This is a genomic window from Caloramator sp. Dgby_cultured_2 (genome assembly GCF_028872215.1).
In the GTDB taxonomy this organism is placed as follows: Bacteria; Bacillota; Clostridia; order Clostridiales; family Caloramatoraceae; genus Caloramator; species Caloramator australicus.
In genome coordinates this window covers 2543988-2562115 of sequence record NZ_CP118396.1, presented here as the reverse complement: position 1 = coordinate 2562115, position 18128 = coordinate 2543988, and the positions used below count along the sequence as shown (strand labels likewise).

The 18128-nt window shown below is 33.3% G+C and carries 15 protein-coding genes and 8 pseudogenes; 2 read left to right on the top strand and 21 right to left on the bottom strand.

Features of this window, described 5'->3' with window-relative positions; genetic code table 11:
• Nucleotides 1-133: 133 nt before the first annotated feature.
• Nucleotides 134-1521: pseudogene (locus PWK10_RS17915) on the bottom strand (ISLre2 family transposase).
• Between the two features lie 181 nt (nt 1522-1702).
• On the opposite strand from PWK10_RS17915, the pseudogene gdhA reads away from it, so the two are divergent.
• Nucleotides 1703-3048 (top strand): annotated as a pseudogene (gdhA, locus tag PWK10_RS17910) (NADP-specific glutamate dehydrogenase).
• 28 nt (nt 3049-3076) lie between these two features.
• Here the strand turns inward: gdhA and PWK10_RS17905 are convergent.
• From PWK10_RS17905 to purR, 19 genes and pseudogenes are all read right to left on the bottom strand, one after another.
• The gene (locus PWK10_RS17905) at nt 3077-3229 is read right to left on the bottom strand and encodes a hypothetical protein (protein WP_274766960.1); all 153 of its coding nucleotides are present in this window, start codon (nt 3227-3229) and stop codon (nt 3077-3079) included.
• Nucleotides 3230-3233: 4 nt separating this feature from the next.
• Nucleotides 3234-4204 (bottom strand): annotated as a pseudogene (locus PWK10_RS17900) (ABC transporter ATP-binding protein).
• Nucleotides 4197-5175, bottom strand: a pseudogene (locus PWK10_RS17895) (ABC transporter ATP-binding protein). Before PWK10_RS17895 ends, PWK10_RS17900 begins: the two co-directional pseudogenes overlap by 8 nt.
• An 80-nt stretch (nt 5176-5255) precedes the next feature.
• The gene (locus PWK10_RS17890) at nt 5256-6002 is read right to left on the bottom strand and encodes an ABC transporter permease (RefSeq protein WP_274766959.1); all 747 of its coding nucleotides are present in this window, start codon (nt 6000-6002) and stop codon (nt 5256-5258) included.
• Nucleotides 6003-6110: 108 nt separating this feature from the next.
• A pseudogene (locus PWK10_RS17885) lies at nt 6111-7039 on the bottom strand (ABC transporter permease).
• Nucleotides 7040-7115: 76 nt separating this feature from the next.
• Complete coding sequence (locus tag PWK10_RS17880; protein ID WP_274766958.1) at nt 7116-7595, bottom strand: hypothetical protein; 480 nt, start codon at nt 7593-7595, stop codon at nt 7116-7118.
• Nucleotides 7596-7603: 8 nt separating this feature from the next.
• Nucleotides 7604-8452 (bottom strand): ABC transporter substrate-binding protein, encoded by an 849-nt coding sequence (locus tag PWK10_RS17875; protein WP_274768368.1) that lies wholly within the window; start codon nt 8450-8452, stop codon nt 7604-7606.
• Entirely contained in the window at nt 8341-8796 is a 456-nt protein-coding gene (locus tag PWK10_RS17870; protein WP_274766957.1) for a hypothetical protein, read from the bottom strand. Before PWK10_RS17870 ends, PWK10_RS17875 begins: the two co-directional genes overlap by 112 nt.
• 184 nt (nt 8797-8980) lie before the next feature.
• Entirely contained in the window at nt 8981-9340 is a 360-nt protein-coding gene (locus PWK10_RS17865; RefSeq protein WP_274766956.1) for a sensor histidine kinase, read from the bottom strand.
• Nucleotides 9341-9435: 95 nt separating this feature from the next.
• Nucleotides 9436-9762: a HAMP domain-containing protein gene (locus PWK10_RS17860; protein WP_274766955.1), complete on the bottom strand. Its 327-nt coding sequence runs from the start codon at nt 9760-9762 to the stop codon at nt 9436-9438.
• The gene (locus PWK10_RS17855) at nt 9738-10370 is read right to left on the bottom strand and encodes a hypothetical protein (RefSeq protein WP_274766954.1); all 633 of its coding nucleotides are present in this window, start codon (nt 10368-10370) and stop codon (nt 9738-9740) included. The genes PWK10_RS17860 and PWK10_RS17855 overlap by 25 nt, the downstream gene beginning before the upstream one ends.
• A gap of 226 nt (nt 10371-10596) precedes the next feature.
• A complete protein-coding gene (locus PWK10_RS17850; protein ID WP_274766953.1) occupies nt 10597-10851 on the bottom strand; it encodes a hypothetical protein in 255 nt (84 codons plus the stop codon).
• 193 nt (nt 10852-11044) lie between these two features.
• Nucleotides 11045-11569: a hypothetical protein gene (locus PWK10_RS17845; RefSeq protein WP_274766952.1), complete on the bottom strand. Its 525-nt coding sequence runs from the start codon at nt 11567-11569 to the stop codon at nt 11045-11047.
• A gap of 54 nt (nt 11570-11623) precedes the next feature.
• Nucleotides 11624-12148 (bottom strand): response regulator transcription factor, encoded by a 525-nt coding sequence (locus PWK10_RS17840; protein ID WP_342455578.1) that lies wholly within the window; start codon nt 12146-12148, stop codon nt 11624-11626.
• A gap of 14 nt (nt 12149-12162) precedes the next feature.
• Complete coding sequence (locus PWK10_RS19140; protein WP_342455577.1) at nt 12163-12309, bottom strand: response regulator; 147 nt, start codon at nt 12307-12309, stop codon at nt 12163-12165.
• Nucleotides 12310-12408: 99 nt separating this feature from the next.
• On the bottom strand, nt 12409-13362 hold the full coding sequence (locus tag PWK10_RS17835) for a ribose-phosphate diphosphokinase (RefSeq protein ID WP_008908000.1): 954 nt from the start codon (nt 13360-13362) through the stop codon (nt 12409-12411).
• A pseudogene (gene glmU / locus PWK10_RS17830) lies at nt 13346-14748 on the bottom strand (bifunctional UDP-N-acetylglucosamine diphosphorylase/glucosamine-1-phosphate N-acetyltransferase GlmU). Before glmU ends, PWK10_RS17835 begins: the two are co-directional and overlap by 17 nt.
• 112 nt (nt 14749-14860) lie before the next feature.
• The gene (gene spoVG / locus PWK10_RS17825) at nt 14861-15136 is read right to left on the bottom strand and encodes a septation regulator SpoVG (protein ID WP_008908002.1); all 276 of its coding nucleotides are present in this window, start codon (nt 15134-15136) and stop codon (nt 14861-14863) included.
• A 120-nt stretch (nt 15137-15256) separates the two neighbouring features.
• Nucleotides 15257-16062, bottom strand: a pseudogene (purR, locus tag PWK10_RS20225) (pur operon repressor).
• 261 nt (nt 16063-16323) lie between these two features.
• On the opposite strand from purR, the pseudogene murC reads away from it, so the two are divergent.
• A pseudogene (gene murC, locus PWK10_RS17815) lies at nt 16324-17623 on the top strand (UDP-N-acetylmuramate--L-alanine ligase); the annotation flags it as partial.
• Here the strand turns inward: murC and PWK10_RS19120 are convergent.
• On the bottom strand, nt 17599-18120 hold the full coding sequence (locus PWK10_RS19120; RefSeq protein ID WP_342455573.1) for a hypothetical protein: 522 nt from the start codon (nt 18118-18120) through the stop codon (nt 17599-17601). The pseudogene murC and the gene PWK10_RS19120 overlap by 25 nt on opposite strands.
• Nucleotides 18121-18128: the final 8 nt, after the last annotated feature.

Below are 18128 nucleotides of genomic sequence, written 5' to 3'. Positions count from 1 at the left end.
TAATTTTAATACAATATGCCATTTTTGAACAAAATTTTAATTGATTATGATAGTGTCAAGATATTGTAGGTTAATTTTTTATAGACAACCCCCTAAAATGTTTAAAATCAAGACTTTCGTAAACTTTTAAACTTTAAATTATATTTTCATATTTAATTGATTTTAATATCTTATACATCGGTGTTACTTTTCCAATGTTTAATATTGTTATATTATTTATTCCTTCTCGTGAAGAATTATTTATTCTTTTAATTGTTTCTTTTATCTTCTTTTTATTTAATCTAAATGTTTCAACATCTTCCTTGTATATACTTATTTCCCTTAAATTACCTCCATTCCTGCTAAATACCCTTAGCTTTGCCATTATCTTTAATCCCTCTTTACTCCATCCTAATGGCCTACTGCTTAATCTCGCTGATAATACATGGCTTATATGCCCTTCTGCACTGCATCCTATTACATCCTCGTCCTCTTTATATATTACTATCCCTTCCCAGTTATTTAATATATATCTCCTTGCTTCTTTTGCTCTCTCCTTTTCTGTCTTAGTTTCTGCTATATTTATTAACTCCTTAAATATCTCCCTTAAAACCTTCTTATCCCCTTCATTTATCGCTCCCCATATCTTTTGCCTATATTCTTCTCGCTTTGCTGTCCCTCTTATTATGTATTTGTTCAAATGATATCTATCTAATACAAATTTCGCTTTCGGAATCCATTCCATTCCTTCCTTTATCCATCTTGCTCCATCTCCTGCTATGTATATCTTTTCTATGCTCTCTATTTCATAATTGTCATACACATAATTCGCTACATCTATCCATATTTCTTCAGCTTCTACACCAACGTATGCTTTGTAATATACATTCTTTAATTCGTTTCTCCCATTTTTGCTTTGCCTTCCTTCATGTATATATACAAGCCTTGGCATCTCCTTCTTCCCATCCTGCAATGCCACATGATCCTCATCTGCTTCTATGTATAGCACCCTTACTTTCCTCTTTTCTTTTACTTCCCTTTTACTTCTACTTCTCCTACCTGTCTTATTGCATTAAATACTGTCTGTCTACTTAGTTTCTCCGGACATGTTATTTTACTACTCTCCTCATAGGACATATTAATTGCGTTCTCCACCAGCTTTATCTTTACTTCTTTATCTACCTTCTCATGTTTGCTTATCCCTATAATTTCATCAAGTAAATATCTATATTCCCCATTCTTCTTAGATTTGTAATACGTTCTTGCATATTCTATTTCGCCTAGCATTGTTACAATCTTTTTCTTGTCTTTCCTTTCTACTACCCATCCCTTTTTCCTTTTTTCATCTTCTTTAATCGTTTTATCTAATTCTTCTAAAAAGTCCTTTATTATGTTTGCTCCTAATTCATCAGTCATTTTTTTAACTACATCAACAAGTTTTGTTAGATCCCATTCTTTTGATATAGTTTCTTCAACATTTTTTATTAATTTAGTAGTGAAATTTATTAAATGTTGTTGTATAATATTATTCAAAAGAGACACCCCTTATTGGTTTGTGTGTTTTTTCACTTTTATTTTATCACAGGGGTTGTCTCTTTTAAATTTTTGTCTTTTTCGTCCTACAATAATTTTACACTATGATTGATTATTTAAAAAATATTTATAATTTTTTTAACATGTGCTATTATATTTATAGATAATTTTTACATAGGAGGCGCATTTTATGAACGCAAGAGAACATGTTAATCAAGTATTTGAACAAGTGGTAAAGAGAAATCCAAATGAACCTGAATTCCATCAGGCAGTTAAGGAAGTTCTTGACTCCCTTGTTCCAGTTCTCGAAAGAAGACCTGAATATATCGAAGCTGGAATAGTAGAAAGAATTGTCGAACCAGAAAGACAAATTATGTTTAGAGTTCCATGGGTTGATGATAATGGCAAGATTCACGTAAACAGAGGATTTAGAATTCAATTCAACAGCGCAATTGGACCATATAAGGGAGGACTTAGATTCCATCCATCAGTTAACGCAAGCATAATCAAATTCCTTGGTTTCGAACAAATATTTAAAAACTCATTAACTGGCCTTCCAATTGGTGGTGGAAAGGGCGGTTCAGACTTCGATCCTAAGGGAAAATCAGATGCAGAAATAATGAGATTCTGCCAAAGCTTTATGGCTGAATTATATAGACACGTAGGTCCAGACATCGACGTTCCGGCAGGTGATATAGGAGTTGGTGCAAGAGAAATAGGTTACCTCTATGGAATGTATAAAAAATCACAGGCGCTTATGAAGCTGGTGTTTTAACTGGAAAAGGATTAACATATGGTGGAAGTTTAGTAAGAAAAGAAGCTACAGGTTATGGTCTTGTTTACTTCGTTGAAGAAATGTTAAATGCTAAAGGAAATTCCTTCAAAGGTAAAGTTGTTGTAATTTCAGGTTCAGGAAATGTTGCTATCTATGCTGCTGAAAAGGCTATGCAACTTGGTGCTAAGGTAGTTGCAATGAGCGACTCAAACGGATATGTATATGACAAAGATGGAATTAAGCTTGATACAATAAAGCAAATAAAAGAAGTTGAAAGAAAGAGAATTTCAGAATACATAAAATTCCATCCAAGTGCTGAATATCATGAAGGTCATAAGAATATTTGGAATGTAAAATGCGATATAGCACTTCCATGTGCAACTCAAAACGAAATAGATGCAGAAGCAGCAAAGACATTAGTAAGCAATGGAGTTATTGCTGTTGGTGAAGGTGCAAACATGCCATCAACTCTTGAAGCTACCGAAATATTCTTAAATAATGGCATATTATTTGCACCAGCAAAGGCTGCAAATGCAGGTGGAGTTGCAACTTCCGCCCTTGAAATGTCACAAAACAGCTTAAGATTATCATGGACATTTGAAGAAGTAGATCAAAGACTCCATAACATAATGGTAAATATCTACAAGAATGCTAGCCAAAAGGCTGAAGAATATGGATATAAGGATAACCTTGTTGTTGGAGCAAATATCGCTGGTTTCGTAAAGGTTGCAGATGCAATGCTTGCTCAAGGAATAGTATAATAAAAAGGCTGCCATTAGGCAGCCTTAGTTATTTCACCCAAGTTATAGTAATTATTTTTAAAACTACCCAAAGTATAAACCAAAAGATAAGAACAAGTGGCATTAATATTTCAAACTGAGCAATCATTATGGCCAAAATATCCTTCCATTCAAGCTTTAAATCTTCCTTATCCTTTTCCATATAATCACCTTCCAACTAAATGACATGCAACAAAATGGTTATTACCTATATCCTTATATTCTGGTGCTACCTCTTTACAAATGTCCATCTTATATGGACACCTTGTGTGAAATTTACATCCCTTTGGCGGATTTGCAGGGCTTGGTATATCTCCTTCAAGTATTATCCTTTCCCTTTTCAATGTAGGATCAGGAACTAGAACTGCTGATAAAAGGGCCTTTGTGTAAGGATGAATTGGATTTTTAAAAATTTCTTTTTATCAGCAAGCTCTACTAATGAACCAAGATACATAACCCCAACCCTATGACTTATATGCTTTACTACACTTAAATCATGAGAAATGAAAAGGTAAGAAAAATTAAACTTTTGTTGAAGCTCACATAGCAAATTAACTATTTGAGGCTGTATTGAAACATCCAATGCCGAAACCGGCTCGTCACACACTATAAATTTAGGATTTAGTGCAAGTGCCCTTGCAATTCCAATCCTTTGTCTTTGCCCACCTGAAAATTCATGGGGATATCTTTTTATATAATATGAGCTTAATCCGCACATCTCTAAAACCTCTTCAACCTTTGACTTTACTGTATTTTTATCTGCCATACCATGTTCAATTAAGGCTTCTCCTACTATTTCTCCTACTGTCATCCTTGGATTTAAGGATGAATATGGATCTTGAAATATAATTTGCATATTTGGTCTTAATTTTCTTAATTCTTCTCTACTTAACTTATAAATATCCTTGCCTTCAAACATTACTTCTCCTTCAGTTTTTTCTATAAGCCTTAATATAGTTCTTCCTGTTGTTGATTTTCCGCATCCCGATTCGCCAACAAGACCTAATGTTTCACCTTTTCTTAGCTCAAAAGAAACGTCATCAACAGCCTTTACATGCCCAACAACTTTTTGAAAAACACCGGACCTTATTGGAAAATACTTTTTTAAATTTTTAACACTTAGTATAACTTCATTCATTACTATCACCCCCATAAAGGTGGCAGGCAACCTTATGTCCATTTCCAACTTCCTTTAACGTTGGCATAACTTCCTTACAAATTTCCATCGCTTTTTCACACCTTGGGAAGAAATAACATCCTTTAGGTAAATTAAAGGGATTAGGAACCTGCCCAGGAATAGAATATAGCTTCTCTTTATCAATGTGTATTTGTGGCTTTGATTCTAATAAGCCCAATGTATAAGGATGTTTAGGGTTTTTAAATAGTTCAATAACATCAGCCTCCTCAACAACTTTACCTGCATACATCACTGTTACATATTCTGCCATTTCTGCCACAACACCCAAGTCATGGGTTATAAGCATAATGCTTGTTTTTGTTTCCTCCTTTAATTTTCTCATCAAGTCAAGTATTTGGGCCTGAATCGTTACATCAAGGGCTGTTGTTGGTTCATCTGCTATTAAAAGAGTAGGATTACAAACCATAGCCATTGCAATCATAGCCCTTTGTCTCATGCCACCACTAAGTTCATGGGGATATGCATTTATTATTTCTTCTGCTCGTGGTATACCTACAAGTTTTAGAGCCTCAACCGCTTTTTTAGTTGCTTCTTTTTATCTAGTTTTTGATGAAGCATTATGGCTTCTATTATTTGATTACCTATTGTAAAAACAGGATTTAAAGATGTCATAGGCTCCTGAAATATCATAGAAATTTTATTTCCCCTAATTTCTCTTACTTCATCATCTGAAAGCTTTAAGAGATCTTTACCTTCAAATATTATCTCCCCGCCTTCTATTTTACCAGGTGGATCGGGTATTAATCTTAATATTGACATTGCAGTTATACTTTTCCCACAGCCTGATTCGCCAACTATGCAAAGAGTCTGTCCTCTATTTATCCTTAAACTGACATCGTCAACTGCCTTTACAACCCCTCATCGGTATAAAAGTATGTTTTCAAATTTTTTATTATTAATAATTCGTCCATTTTGTCCCCCTCCTAGCGTTTTAATTTGGGATCCAATGCATCCCTTAAACCATCACCTAATAAATTTATTGCCATAACTGTTATAAAAATACATATTCCTGGGGAACCCATCGCCAAGGATAAAACTGAAAAACATAAGCATCTGTGACTGCATTTACCATATTGCCCCATGATGGAGTTGGAGGTGTAACTCCAAGTCCAAGATAGCTCAAAGCCGATTCAGTTAAAATGGCTCCGGCAACCTCCAATGTTGCTGAAACGATAATCGAACTAAAGGTGTTTGGTAAAAGATGCCTAAATATTTTTCTTCTATCCCTTAACCCCAACGCTTCCGCAGCTTGGATAAATTCCTGCTCTCTAAGGGAAAGTATCTGACCTCTTATTATTCTACTAAGTCCAGGCCAACTTAGTATTCCTATAATAAACATAACGACATAAATTCTATAATTAGGATGAATTTTATAATCCGACATAACAGCAGCCACCATCAAAAGAAGTGGCAAAAACGGGAAACACATAAATATATCTACTATTCTCATCAAAACAGCATCAATAATTCCACCATAATAACCAGATATTGCACCTACTATACTCCCTATTAAAACACTTATCAAAACTGCTACTATTCCTACTGATAGAGATATTCTCCCGGCATACATAACTCTTGTTAAAACATCCCTTCCTACCTCATCTGTTCCTAAGGGATGGGACAGAGAAGGAGGTGCAGAAATATTGCTAAGATCTAATGTTTCCATATTATATGGTGATATCATTGGTCCAAAAACTGAAAGAAGCACCATAAATATCAAAATATAAAGTCCAAGCATTGCAAGCTTATTCCTTTTAATCTAATCCAAGCAAGCTGCCAAGGTCCTAATATTTTCTCTTCTCTTATTTTTGCTTCTACACTTCGAACAGCCTGCATATAAATCCCCCTATTTTAGCCTTATCCTTGGGTCAACTAAAGCATAAGTAACATCCGCAATTAGATTACCAAGTAAAGTTAACAGAGCAAGAAGCATATTTATACCCATCAAAAGGGGATAATCCCTTGTATTTACTGCCTGAAGTTCAATAGGCCCAATACCAGGCCAATTAAATATTTGCTCCGTAATAATAGCCCCTGAAAAAGTCCTGGCAAACTCATTCCGAAAATCGTTACAACAGGAATAAGGGCATTCCTTAAGGCATGTTTATATATGACAACCTTTTCCCTTAATCCCTTTGCCCTTGCTGTTCTAATATAATCCTGCCTTATAACCTCCAGCATGCTTGATCTTGTATATCTCATAAGTCCCGCGAGGCTTCCAAGGGTTAAAACTATTAGTGGTAGTGCCATATGATGCATAACTTCTTTAAATAAAGCAAAGCCCGTTGCTGTGCTTCCTGGATTAGTCATTCCTGAAACTGGAAATAACTTTAGGTCGACTGCAAACCACTTTATAAGTAAAAGCCCGAAGAAAAATGAGGGCATCGAAATACCTATCAAGGCAAATATTGTAAATATGTAATCAAATTTTGAATATTGTTTTGTTGCTGATAAAACACCGATTGGAATAGAAAGAATTGCACTTAGCAAAAAAGATGCTAAAGAAAGATAAAAAGAATTCCATATAAAGGAATTTATAACCCTTGAAACAGGTTGCTTATAATAAAAGGATTCTCCCCATTGACCCTTTAAGATATCCATTACCCAATATTTATACTGAACAAGAATCGGTTCATTTAAGTGAAGCTGTTCTCTTAGCTTTGCTTTAGTTTCAGCTGATGTCTTTGGATCAACTATTGCTGACACCGCGTCTCCAGGTGCCAATTGAAAAATAACAAAAATTAGTATAGATATACCTATAAGAACAGGAATCATTTCAAGTAATCTTCGGGTAATATACTGCCTCATCGTCCTACCTCCTAAATATTGCCCGGCGATTGCCGGGCAATTTTTATTTAACATCAACTATTTCAACATTTTGAATATCATATGTCCAATCTATATATGGTGATGGATTTACTCCCTTAACCCTGCAACTTACAGCAACATTATCCTTGTTATAGCTCAAGAAAAGATATGGCAATTCTTCATTTGCAAGCTTATTCCACTGTTTATAAATTTCCTTTCTCTTTTCCTGATTAAATTCAGTAAGACCCTGTTTCATAAGTTTTTCAGATTCTTCGTTTACCCAGCCAACAGAATTGTTTCCTCCAGGAACATCCTGTGCCTTTGAGAATATTCCTGATGGATCTGGGTCAATCGATAGGGACCAAGCCATGTTATACATTTCAAATTCCCTTTTGTCATAAACCTTTTCAACCAATGTTCCAAATTCCATAAGTTCTGGAACAACTTCTATTCCTAGTTTTCCCCAATTATCTTTAACAATAGGTATTAAAGATTCTACATATTTGCTTCCTGTATAGGTCATCCAATGAATTATAAATTTTTGCCATCTTTATATCTAAACCCATCTTCCTTCTTTACCCAGCCAGCCTCATCTAAGAGTTTATTCGCAAGATCAGGATTATATTCGTATTGGTTTATTTCATCCGTATATGCCCAAGAAACTGGTGAAACCGGTGCATTACATACCTGACCGTTTCCTTTGTAATAAGCGTTTATAAACCCTTTTCTATCAAGTCCATACATTAGTGCTTGTCTTACTCTCTTATCCTTAAATCTTTCATCCCTGAGATTTAATCCTATATACCCATAGGAATTGGAAGGATAGCTATATATGTTGAAAAATCCCGCCTGCTTTATAAGTTCAACCATTTCTGGCTTACCTACAGCATCTATATCTACATTACCAGAGGTTAATTCTTGAACTACTGTATTTGCGTTTGTAACCTTCATAACTATAGTTTTAATCTTTGGCTCGCCCTTCCAATAGTTTGGATTCTTTTCAAATACTACTTCTGCACCTGGTTTGTAATTCTTAAGTGTATATGCTCCCGATCCCATTGGTTTTAAGAAAAGGTCTTTAAGCTTTTTAATATTTCCCTTTTCAAAACCATAATAATGCTTTGGAAGTATTCCATATCCAAAGTTCCAAATAGCAGGTGCTTGAGCCTCTGTTAAAGTAAATTGTATTGTATATGGATCGATAACCTTTATTCCTTTAACTTCCTTTACTTTATTTTCTTTATCCTTATTGTATTCCTCGTATCCCTCTAAATACATAACAGCATCTGTTCTTGGACCATCATAATTAGGATCGCAGATAGCTGTGAAGGTGAAGGCAACGTCTTCAGCTGTAAGTTCCTTTCCATCATGGAATTTAATTCCTTTTTTATATAGAAGGTATATGTTTTACCATCTTCAGATATATCCCATTTTTCCGCAACATTTGGAATTGGATTACCCTCAGCGTCATTGCTAATAAGTCCATCGAAAATCAAAGAACATACCCATGAATCGTATAAACTGCCTGAATAAATTGGATTAAAGGTTCCATTTGGTGCAGTAGTTCCAACTATTAAAGTATCCTTTCTATCCCTTGCAACCTGTGGAAGTTTTTCTGGATTGGTAGCTTGAATTATCTCAATTTGACTCTTGTTTAAAGACTTGTTGTCAGAACTTCCTTGATTTGAAGAAGGCTTTGAACATGATGAAAATGTCCCAACCATAATCAAAATCCCTAAAAAACACTTAAGATTTTTTTCATCTTATCCCCCTAAAATTTAAATTGTTCTTCTTAATATAAATTTTATTAAAAATATATATATTTTTGGTAACAATATGGTAACAATTTAGAATTTTACAAAAAGGAAATAAGTAATTTGTTATATTGCAAAAATGAGGTAAGTTTTATTAACTTACCTCAGATTGTGGCAAATATATTGTTACTTTGGTTCCTAATCCTTCATTGCTTTCTATAACAATATCACCTTTATGGAGTCTGATTATCTCGTCGCATATTGCAAGCCCAAGTCCGCTTCCTTCCTTTTTTATATCGATTTTATAGAACTTTTCTTTTACTTTATCTATCTTTTCAATTGGTATTCCTATACCATCATCTTCCACAATTATCTTTACTGCATGCTTTTCCCTTATAGTTCTTATTAAGATTGACCCGTCTTGCTTTGAAAATTTTACAGCATTATCAATAAGGTTTATTATTACTTGTCTTATTCTAAATTTATCAGCCAAAATAATATCATTTTCATCCAATTCTTCAGTTATTTTTAAACCTTTATTGTTAGCCTTCCCTTTATACAGATTACAAATATCATGAATTTCTTGATTTAAACTAAAGTTTTCAAGGCTTAATTTAATCTTTCCCCTTCAAGTTTTGAAAAATCAAGAAGATCCTCAACCATGTCTGAAAGCCTATCTACTTCCTTTGTAATAATCTTTAACCCTTGTTTTACCTCTTCTAAGTCATTAAAATCACTTGTCAAAATAGTTTCACTCCATCCCTTAATAGAAGTTAAAGGCGTTCCTAGTTCATGAGATACCGATGATATAAATTCACTTTTTAAATTCTGCATCCTTTTAATCTCGTTTGCCATATAATTTAAAGTTTCTGCCAGCTCTCCAATCTCATCGTTGTATTTTGTGGTTATTTTTACATCGAAATTACCCCTTGCCATTTTTTTGCAACTTCGTTGATATCCTTTATAGGTTCTATTATGCTTTTACTAAAGGTTAAGCTCAAAATAAATAGAAATATCACTAAAACAAAGCTAATAAAAATAACAAAGGTTATATAATATTTTATTCTAGAATCCACTTCCCTTAAGGATGTTATTATTCTCAAAACTCCAACTATGGAACCATCCACCTTTATAGGAGCTGATGCTGCTATTAATTTTTCCATTGTTATATTGTTTATGTATATAGAAGAATGAACCTTATCTTGAAGAGCAAGAATATAATCTGATTGAAGATTTTCAGCGTAATTTAATCCGCTAGAACAAAATAGCACTTTCCCTTTAGTATCCCAAACTTGAATAATAAAATCCTCATCAAAGGAATAATCTTCAACATAATTTTTAAGAAGAAAAGTTATTTTTTCTTTATCTGTGAAATATCTATTGAAAAACTCCGTAGATGTATTAACTTTATTTATCAAAAGCTGTCGTAAGCTTGAATAATAATAGTTTCTTATGATAAGGGCAAAGGATAGATTGAAAACTATTAAAATAACTATAATCCCTATAATGTAATCCTTAACCCACCTTTTCTTAATCCCCGTCATGTTAAATCATTCCTTATTTATGAATATATTTTTTCTATTTCATCCGGATTAAAAATCTTTTTATCATAATTTATGTATACTCTGTAATTCAGATAATCCAATATTTTAATTTTATCCGCCAAATCTATTGTATTTCCTTCCTTAATCCTATATAAAGAAAAAAGATATTTATTTGAATCCTTTAAATAAAAGGATACACTTTCATAGTCCTTCTGATTATATTTAATTATAAAGTTATTTTGTATTTTTTAGGAATAAGAAAATAATAACTATCATCACCATAGGTAGAACAGGAGTAGATTAAATTTCCCTTTTCATCTATCTTATACCAGTTGTTAATCCAAATATTTTTATTCTGGAAACTGTTATTAATCTCTGGCATCGCAACTTCAATAAATCCATCTCCATCAATATCCTGTGATTTTATATAATAAGCCTTTATTCCATTTTCACATATATGATTTTGGGAGTTTAAAAACAAATTTTTTATCTTTTTTTATCTAAAACTAATATTTGAGTTAGTGCTAATTCTTCTCCTATTAAACTATCTATAACTATTCCATTTTGGCTCTTATTTAATTTACAATAGGTTATATTTTTATAGTGTTTTGTTCCTTTGTCTAAAGGAACTACATATAAAGAGTTAAATTTTTCACCCTCAGCCTTTAATATATTTAAAAGGGAAATTCGTCTTTTCTTATTAGCAATATCTCATCTGTCCCATCCCCATCTATATCATTAATAGCAAAATCCTCATACTCCGACTTAAATACCACTCTTAATATTCCTTCTATTTCCTTTAATATAAAAACTTCCTTCGAATTATTTTTATAGTTCCCTATAATAAACTCCACCTTTTTATCTTTATCTAAGTCTGAATAATAAAATTTATGAATTTCGTCTCCAACAAATCCATAACTAACTGCATTAATAAAACTAGAACTTTTGATAAGCCCTATTTTTAAAGGTGAAAACAAATCCGAAGTTTTTATGAAATAAACTATATCACTATTTTTATCTCCATCAAAATCTAACAAATAAATGGAGTTTTTGTTCTCCCCATCTATTGGAGAAGTTAATTTTGAGTTAGGAGCAACAAAATATTTTATTTTACCAATTGCCATTTCGTATTCTTTAGGAATCATAGGCTTTACAATAATATTTTCTTCATGGAAATTACAAGATTGAAAAATAAACACAAAAATAATAAAACAATCCTTTTGATTAAAGATTTCACCTTCTTTAGCCCCCTATTACTTAATTTCCCACCTATATCCATATCCTCTTATAGACTTAATGTATTTAGGGCATGTAGGGTCATCTTCTATCTTCTGCCTTAGCCTACTTATATTAACATCAACTATCTTATAACTTCCAATATAGTCTTCGCCCCATATTATGTTTAAAATTTCATCCCTTTTAAAAGCTCTATTAGGATTATTAATGAATAATTTTAAAAGTTCAAATTCAATATGGGTAAGTTCAATTTCTTTGTCTTCTTTAAAAAATTTTCTTGAGTTAAAATCAACTTTAAAAGGATACATAAAAATTTCATTGTTATTTCTTCTAATCATAGAAACCCTTCTAAAAAGTGACTCAACTCTTGCAACTAATTCTCTTGGGCTAAAGGGCTTTACAACATAATCATCAGCACCCTTTGAAAATCCAGCTATCTTATCAGCCTCTTGAGATCTTGCCGTAAGTATAATAATTCCTATAAAAGGATCCTTTTCTCTAATCTTATTGCAAACATAAAATCCATCTAGCTTAGGAAGCATTAAATCTACAATAGCTATATCAATACCATCATTCTTTTTAATATATCCAGCGCCTTTTCCCCATCCTCCGCTTCAAGGACATCATATCCTTCTCTTTTTAAATTTATTTTTATAAATCCCCTGATTTCCTCGTGATCCTCCACAATCAAAACCCTCTTCATCAAATCCCCCAATAAAACTAATATTTACTATAAATTATAATTCTTTACACTAAAATATTAAAGAAGTAACTAAAAAATAAGCCGGATTAAACCGGCCTATCACTCAAATATTCTGCTTACGGAAAGGTCTTCATATATTCTCTTTATTGCCTCTGCAAAAATAGGTGCAACAGATAAAACTTTTATCTTATCAAGATGTTTTTCTGGTGGAAGAGGAATTGTGTTTAATACTACAAGTTCTTTAATTGCTGATTTTTCAATTCTTTCAACAGCTGGTCCAGATAATACCGCATGGGTGCAGCATGCAAATACTTCCTTTGCCCCCATATCCTTTAGGGCATTTGCTGCATTAGTAATAGTTCCTGCAGTGTCTATCATATCATCTACTAAAATAACATATTTGTCCTTAACATCTCCGATGACATTCATTATTTCTGAAACATTTGCCTTTGGTCTTCTTTTATCAATTATAGCAATTGGTGCGTGAAGCCTATCTGCAAATTTTCTTGCCCTTGTAACGCTACCAAGGTCAGGTGAAACAACTACCACTTCATCTTCATTAAAATTCTTTTCTTGATAGTATTTTGCAAGGATTGGAACTCCAAGAAGGTGATCAACCGGAATATTAAAATATCCCTGAATCTGTGCAGCATGAAGGTCCATTGTTAGGACCCTATTAGCCCCAGCAGCTGTTAAAATGTCTGCAACAAGTTTCGCTGTAATTGGATCCCTTGCCTTTGCTTTTCTGTCCTGTCTTGCATAACCATAATATGGTATAACAGCTGTAATCCGACCTGCAGAAGCTCTCTTGAGGGCATCAATCATTATAAGAAGTTCCATTAAATTGTCATTAACAGGTGCACATGTGGATTGAACAACAAAAACATCTGCACCTCTGACAGTTTCATTGATATCTACAGAAATTTCGCCATCGCTGAATCTTCCAACAACAGCATTTCCCATCGGAACGCCTACGATATCAGCTATTTCCTTCGCAAGCTCTGGATGAGCATTTCCTGTAAATATTTTGATGTGCTTACCATGTCCAAACATCTTTAACTCCTCCTAAGCTATTTTTTCCAAATTCCTCTTTTTGCACCCATCCTTCTTTATTAACCTGCTTTTCCCTTGCAATTGCAAGTGCTCCATCAGGAACGTCTTGAGTTATTGTAGAACCTGCGGCAATATAAGCACCCTCCCCAACTGTAACTGGAGCAACAAGATTTGTATTACAGCCTATAAAGGCCTTATCTTTAACTATTGTTTTATGTTTCTTTGTTCCATCATAGTTTACAACAACAGTTCCACATCCAAAATTGCATCCCCTTCCAACCTCAGCATCACCAATATAAGTAAGATGTGAAACCTTTGTTCCATCTCCAATTGTTGATTTTTTAATTTCAACAAAATCTCCAATTTTTACATCTCTGCCAATGACGCTTTCAGGTCTTATATAAGCAAATGGTCCAACATTAGCCCCTTGCATTATTTTACTTTCTAAAACAACTGAGTTTTGAATCATTACATCATCCTCAACCTCAACATCCACAAGCCTTGTGTTCGGTCCTATTATACAGTTTTCACCGATTATTGTTTTCCCTTCGAGTATTGTTCCTGGATAAATTATTGTATCCTTTCCTATTTGAACATCCGAATCTACATAAGTATTATTTGGATCTATAAAGGTTACTCCTTCATCCATGAATTTATTTATAATCCTTTTTCTCATTATAACGCTTGCCTCATAAAGCTGCGCCCTTGAATTAACACCTGTAAATTCTTCAAAATCAGTTACATAGGCACCAACTTTTTGCCATCTGACTTTAATATCTCTATTACATCTGTTAGATAATATTCGCCCTGTGCGTTGTTATTATTCAATCTCTTAAGGGAATCTAAAAGGAATTCTATATCAAAACAGTATGCCCCGGAATTTACTTCTTTAATCTGCCTTTCAAATTCATTTGCATCTTTATCTTCAACTATTCTTTCAAGGTTACCTTCAAAATCCCTTACAATCCTTCCATACCCCTTTGGATTATCAACAACACCTGTTATAACAGCCGCAGAATATCCCTTTTCAATATGATACTGGAAAACCTCTGATATGGTTTTAGATGTAATAAGTGGAGTGTCTCCTGCAAGAATAATTACTGTCCCTTTTTTACCTTTTAAAAATTCACTTGCACACATTACCGCATGACCTGTCCCAAGTTGCTTATCCTGATATGAATAACTAAATCTATCACCAAGGTATCCTTTAACCTTATCGGCACCATGTCCAACAACAATAGTAAAGTCTTCGACAACAGAATCAAGTGCATGAATAACATGCTCTATCATGGATTTGCCGCAAACCTTATGTAAAACTTTAGGAAGATTGGATTTCATCCTTTTTCCTTCGCCAGCGGCTAATATAATACCATAACACTTATTCATATTCTGCACCTCAATTCGATATTTTTCTACCCTATATATTATATTGTATTAACAAAATTATTGCAATTAAATTAACAAAAATAAAAAGGAAGTATTTCACTTCCTTTTATGATTATTCATTTTCTTCTGGCATGTTCTTTACCTTTTCATATTCTGCAAGGATGGCTGCTTGAAGCTTTTCTCTTGTTTGTGTGTTTATTGGATGAGCAATGTCCTTAAACTCACCATCTGGTGTTTTTCTCGATGGCATTGCTATGAATAATCCATTTTGTCCATCTATTACTTTGATGTCATGAACCACAAATTCGTTGTCGAAGGTAACTGATACAATAGCCTTCATTTTCCCTTCGTTCATAACCTTTCTTACTCTAACATCGGTAATTTGCATAAAATTCACCACCTTCCATGTTGCTTAATTAATATATTCTTCATTTTTTTCAAATTCCTGCTTAAAATTGTGAATATTTCGAAAAATTTTTATATTAATTCTCCAAGTTAAATTGGAGAATTAATTGTTTTTAAGTTTTACATCAATTATTTCCCTTTCTTCATCGACATTATTCAATATAAGTAGAGATATGTAATCTTGAACTAACTTCTTTTCAGTCTTAGCCTCTATAAATACTCCAACTCCGACAACTTTAGACTCAAACTCCTCCATTAATTTTATTATTCCCTTTGCTGTCCCCCGGCCCTCATAAAATCGTCTATGAATACTACTTTGCTTCCCTTTTTACTGCCCTTTTAGGAAGGCTCATGGTTTGAATTTGCCTTTTTGAACCTGAAACATAATTTATGCTTACAGTAGGGCCTTCTGCCCCCTTGTTTTCTCTTCTTACTATAACTAAAGGAACATTCAAGTATCTTGCAGTCATCATGGCTATTGGAATACCCTTGGTTTCTACGTAAGAACATAATCGGGTTCTTTATCCCTAAAGTAACTTGCAAAAATAATGCCTAATTTATTTGTAATATCCGGAGAAAAAATTAAATCGTTCGTATATAAAAAACCCCAGGCATAATTCTGTCTTTATTCTTTAAACTTTCACAAAGCTCTTTTAAAAAGCTTTGTTTATCCTCTTCCCTTAAAGAAGGCACAAACCTTACTCCACCTGTTGGCCCAGCCACAGTTTCAACGCTTCCAACTCCAATATCCTCAACAACTTTTTTAAGTATAGTAACATCTTCACTTAAAGTTGATCGAGCCATATTAAAGTTTTCTTGAAAAAAACTTAAACTTATTACTTTGTTAGGATTGTCTGATAATATTTTAAGTATAGCCGCTACCCTTTCCTTCCTGTTTAGTCTTTCCATTTTTCCCACATCCTATTCACTTAAATATTTTTATCATAATTTTTTATTTTTATACATATTTTATAATGGCAAATTCTAAACTATCTAATCTAATTGTAAAAAAACGAGTCTGATTTTCAACGATTACCAATATTTTATTGATATATTATAATTTAAAATATAAAATAATGTTATGTAAATTTTGTTTAGGAGTGATAGGATGTTTGATCTTGAAAGGGATTTTGATAAAAAGTTCATTTTATTGGAATTGGTGGAATAAGCATGAGTGCCCTTGCTGAAATACTTTTAGAATACGGCTACAAGGTTTCTGGTTCTGATAGGGCTAAATCCCACCTTACTGATAAGTTACAAGCAATGGGTGCAAAAATATTTATTGGACACGATACTAAAAATATTGAAGATGCAGATATTGTCGTTTATACTGCAGCTGTAAAGGATGATAATCCTGAACTTATGGAGGCAAGAAGTAGGAACTTGATCATTTACGATAGAGCCGAATTTTTGGGACAAATAATGAAAAGATACAAAAAGGTGTGGCAATTGCTGGAACTCATGGTAAAACCACAACAACCTCTTTAGTTTCATTGATGCTATTTAGGGCTAATCTTGATCCTACTTTAATGATAGGTGGAGAGGTTGATATATTAGGTGGAAATGTTAGGGTAGGTAAAAGTCCATACTTTGTTACAGAAGCCTGTGAATATAAAGAAAGCTTTTTAAAATTCTATCCTTTTATTGGTGTAATTTTAAACATAGATGCAGACCATTTAGATTATTATAAGGATATCAATCATATAAAAGAGGCCTTTTTAAAATTTGGTAAACTTATTCCTAAGGATGGTCTTGTTGTTGGATATGCTGAAGATGAAAACGTCATAGAAATTTTTAAAGACTTAGAATGCAATAAATTAACCTACGGGATAAACAGGGGAGATTTTAAGGCAATAGATATAAAGTATGACGAAAAGGGATGCGCCTCCTTTAAAGTTAATCTAAACGATAAACCATATGGCGATTTTAAGTTGTCTATTCCTGGTGAACATAACGTATTAAACGCTCTAGCTACTATCGCCTGTGGGCACTTTTTAGGAATTGATGTTGAAACAATTAAAAATAGCCTTTTAGAATTTAAGGGAACCCACAGAAGGTTTGAGAAAAAGGTGAAAAGAATGGAGTAGTTGTGATAGACGACTATGCCCATCATCCTGCCGAAATAAAGGCTACAATTAAAGCTGCTAAAAACTATCCTCATAAAAGAATATATTGCGTATTTCAGCCCCACACATATACAAGAACATATACTCTATTCGATGAATTTTCAACTGCCTTTTTAGGAGTTGACAAACTTATTCTTACCGATATATATGCCGCAAGGGAAAAGGATACCGGACTTGTAAATTCTAAAATGCTCTCGGATGCAGTTGTTAAGCACGGCGTTGACTCTATATACATCAAGGATTTTGATGAAATATTAAGCTATTTAGAAGGCGAACTAAAAGAAGGAGACCTCTTAATAACAATGGGTGCCGGAGATGTTTATAAAATCGGTGAAATGTTTTTAAAAAGTAAGCCCTGTATAATGCAGGGCTTATACTTTGAAAAGGCTAATCTTTTTACCCTTTCGATGTCTTCCTTTGTAACAGGCCTTTCAAAACTTCTAAATCCAGCAAGTTTAAATCCATGTTTTTTAGCAAGATTATGTATCTCTTTAACCCTTTCAAGGCTCAAATCCCTTCCTAAGGAATAGTTTTCAATCCTGCCTTCTAAAGCAAGAAGCATGGTTTCAGCCATGCAGGCATATCCTGTTTTAGGTGGAAAACCAAAGTTAAAATTAAAGTTTACATCTCCAGGGATTTCAACAACTCCACCCTCTATTATTAATACATCCTGCCTTTTCTTTGCTACATCCTTTGAAACATCCCTTGGCCTTGCAACATCGCAAACTATTGCTCCCTTTTTTAAATATTCTGCCTCGATAATGGCATCTTTAGAACTTGATACGGTTATAACAACGTCTGCATTTTGCAGGGCTTCCTTTATATCCGAAGTTATATACACTTTTTGTT

What these genes read in the sequence shown, in the direction of transcription:
- PWK10_RS17905 (WP_274766960.1), bottom strand. Translation starts at nt 3,229, where the DNA reads ATGGAAAAGGATAAGGAAGATTTAAAGCTTGAATGGAAGGATATTTTG.
- PWK10_RS17890 (WP_274766959.1), bottom strand. Translation starts at nt 6,002, where the DNA reads ATGCTTGGACTTTATATTTTGATATTTATGGTGCTTCTTTCAGTTTTT.
- PWK10_RS17880 (WP_274766958.1), bottom strand. Translation starts at nt 7,595, where the DNA reads ATGACCTATACAGGAAGCAAATATGTAGAATCTTTAATACCTATTGTT.
- PWK10_RS17870 (WP_274766957.1), bottom strand. Translation starts at nt 8,796, where the DNA reads ATGGTTGGGACATTTTCATCATGTTCAAAGCCTTCTTCAAATCAAGGA.
- PWK10_RS17860 (WP_274766955.1), bottom strand. Translation starts at nt 9,762, where the DNA reads ATGGCAAGGGGTAATTTCGATGTAAAAATAACCACAAAATACAACGAT.
- PWK10_RS17855 (WP_274766954.1), bottom strand. Translation starts at nt 10,370, where the DNA reads ATGACGGGGATTAAGAAAAGGTGGGTTAAGGATTACATTATAGGGATT.
- PWK10_RS17840 (WP_342455578.1), bottom strand. Translation starts at nt 12,148, where the DNA reads ATGCTTCCTAAGCTAGATGGATTTTATGTTTGCAATAAGATTAGAGAA.
- PWK10_RS19140 (WP_342455577.1), bottom strand. Translation starts at nt 12,309, where the DNA reads ATGAAGAGGGTTTTGATTGTGGAGGATCACGAGGAAATCAGGGGATTT.
- PWK10_RS17835 (WP_008908000.1), bottom strand. Translation starts at nt 13,362, where the DNA reads ATGTTTGGACATGGTAAGCACATCAAAATATTTACAGGAAATGCTCAT.
- spoVG (WP_008908002.1), bottom strand. Translation starts at nt 15,136, where the DNA reads ATGCAAATTACCGATGTTAGAGTAAGAAAGGTTATGAACGAAGGGAAA.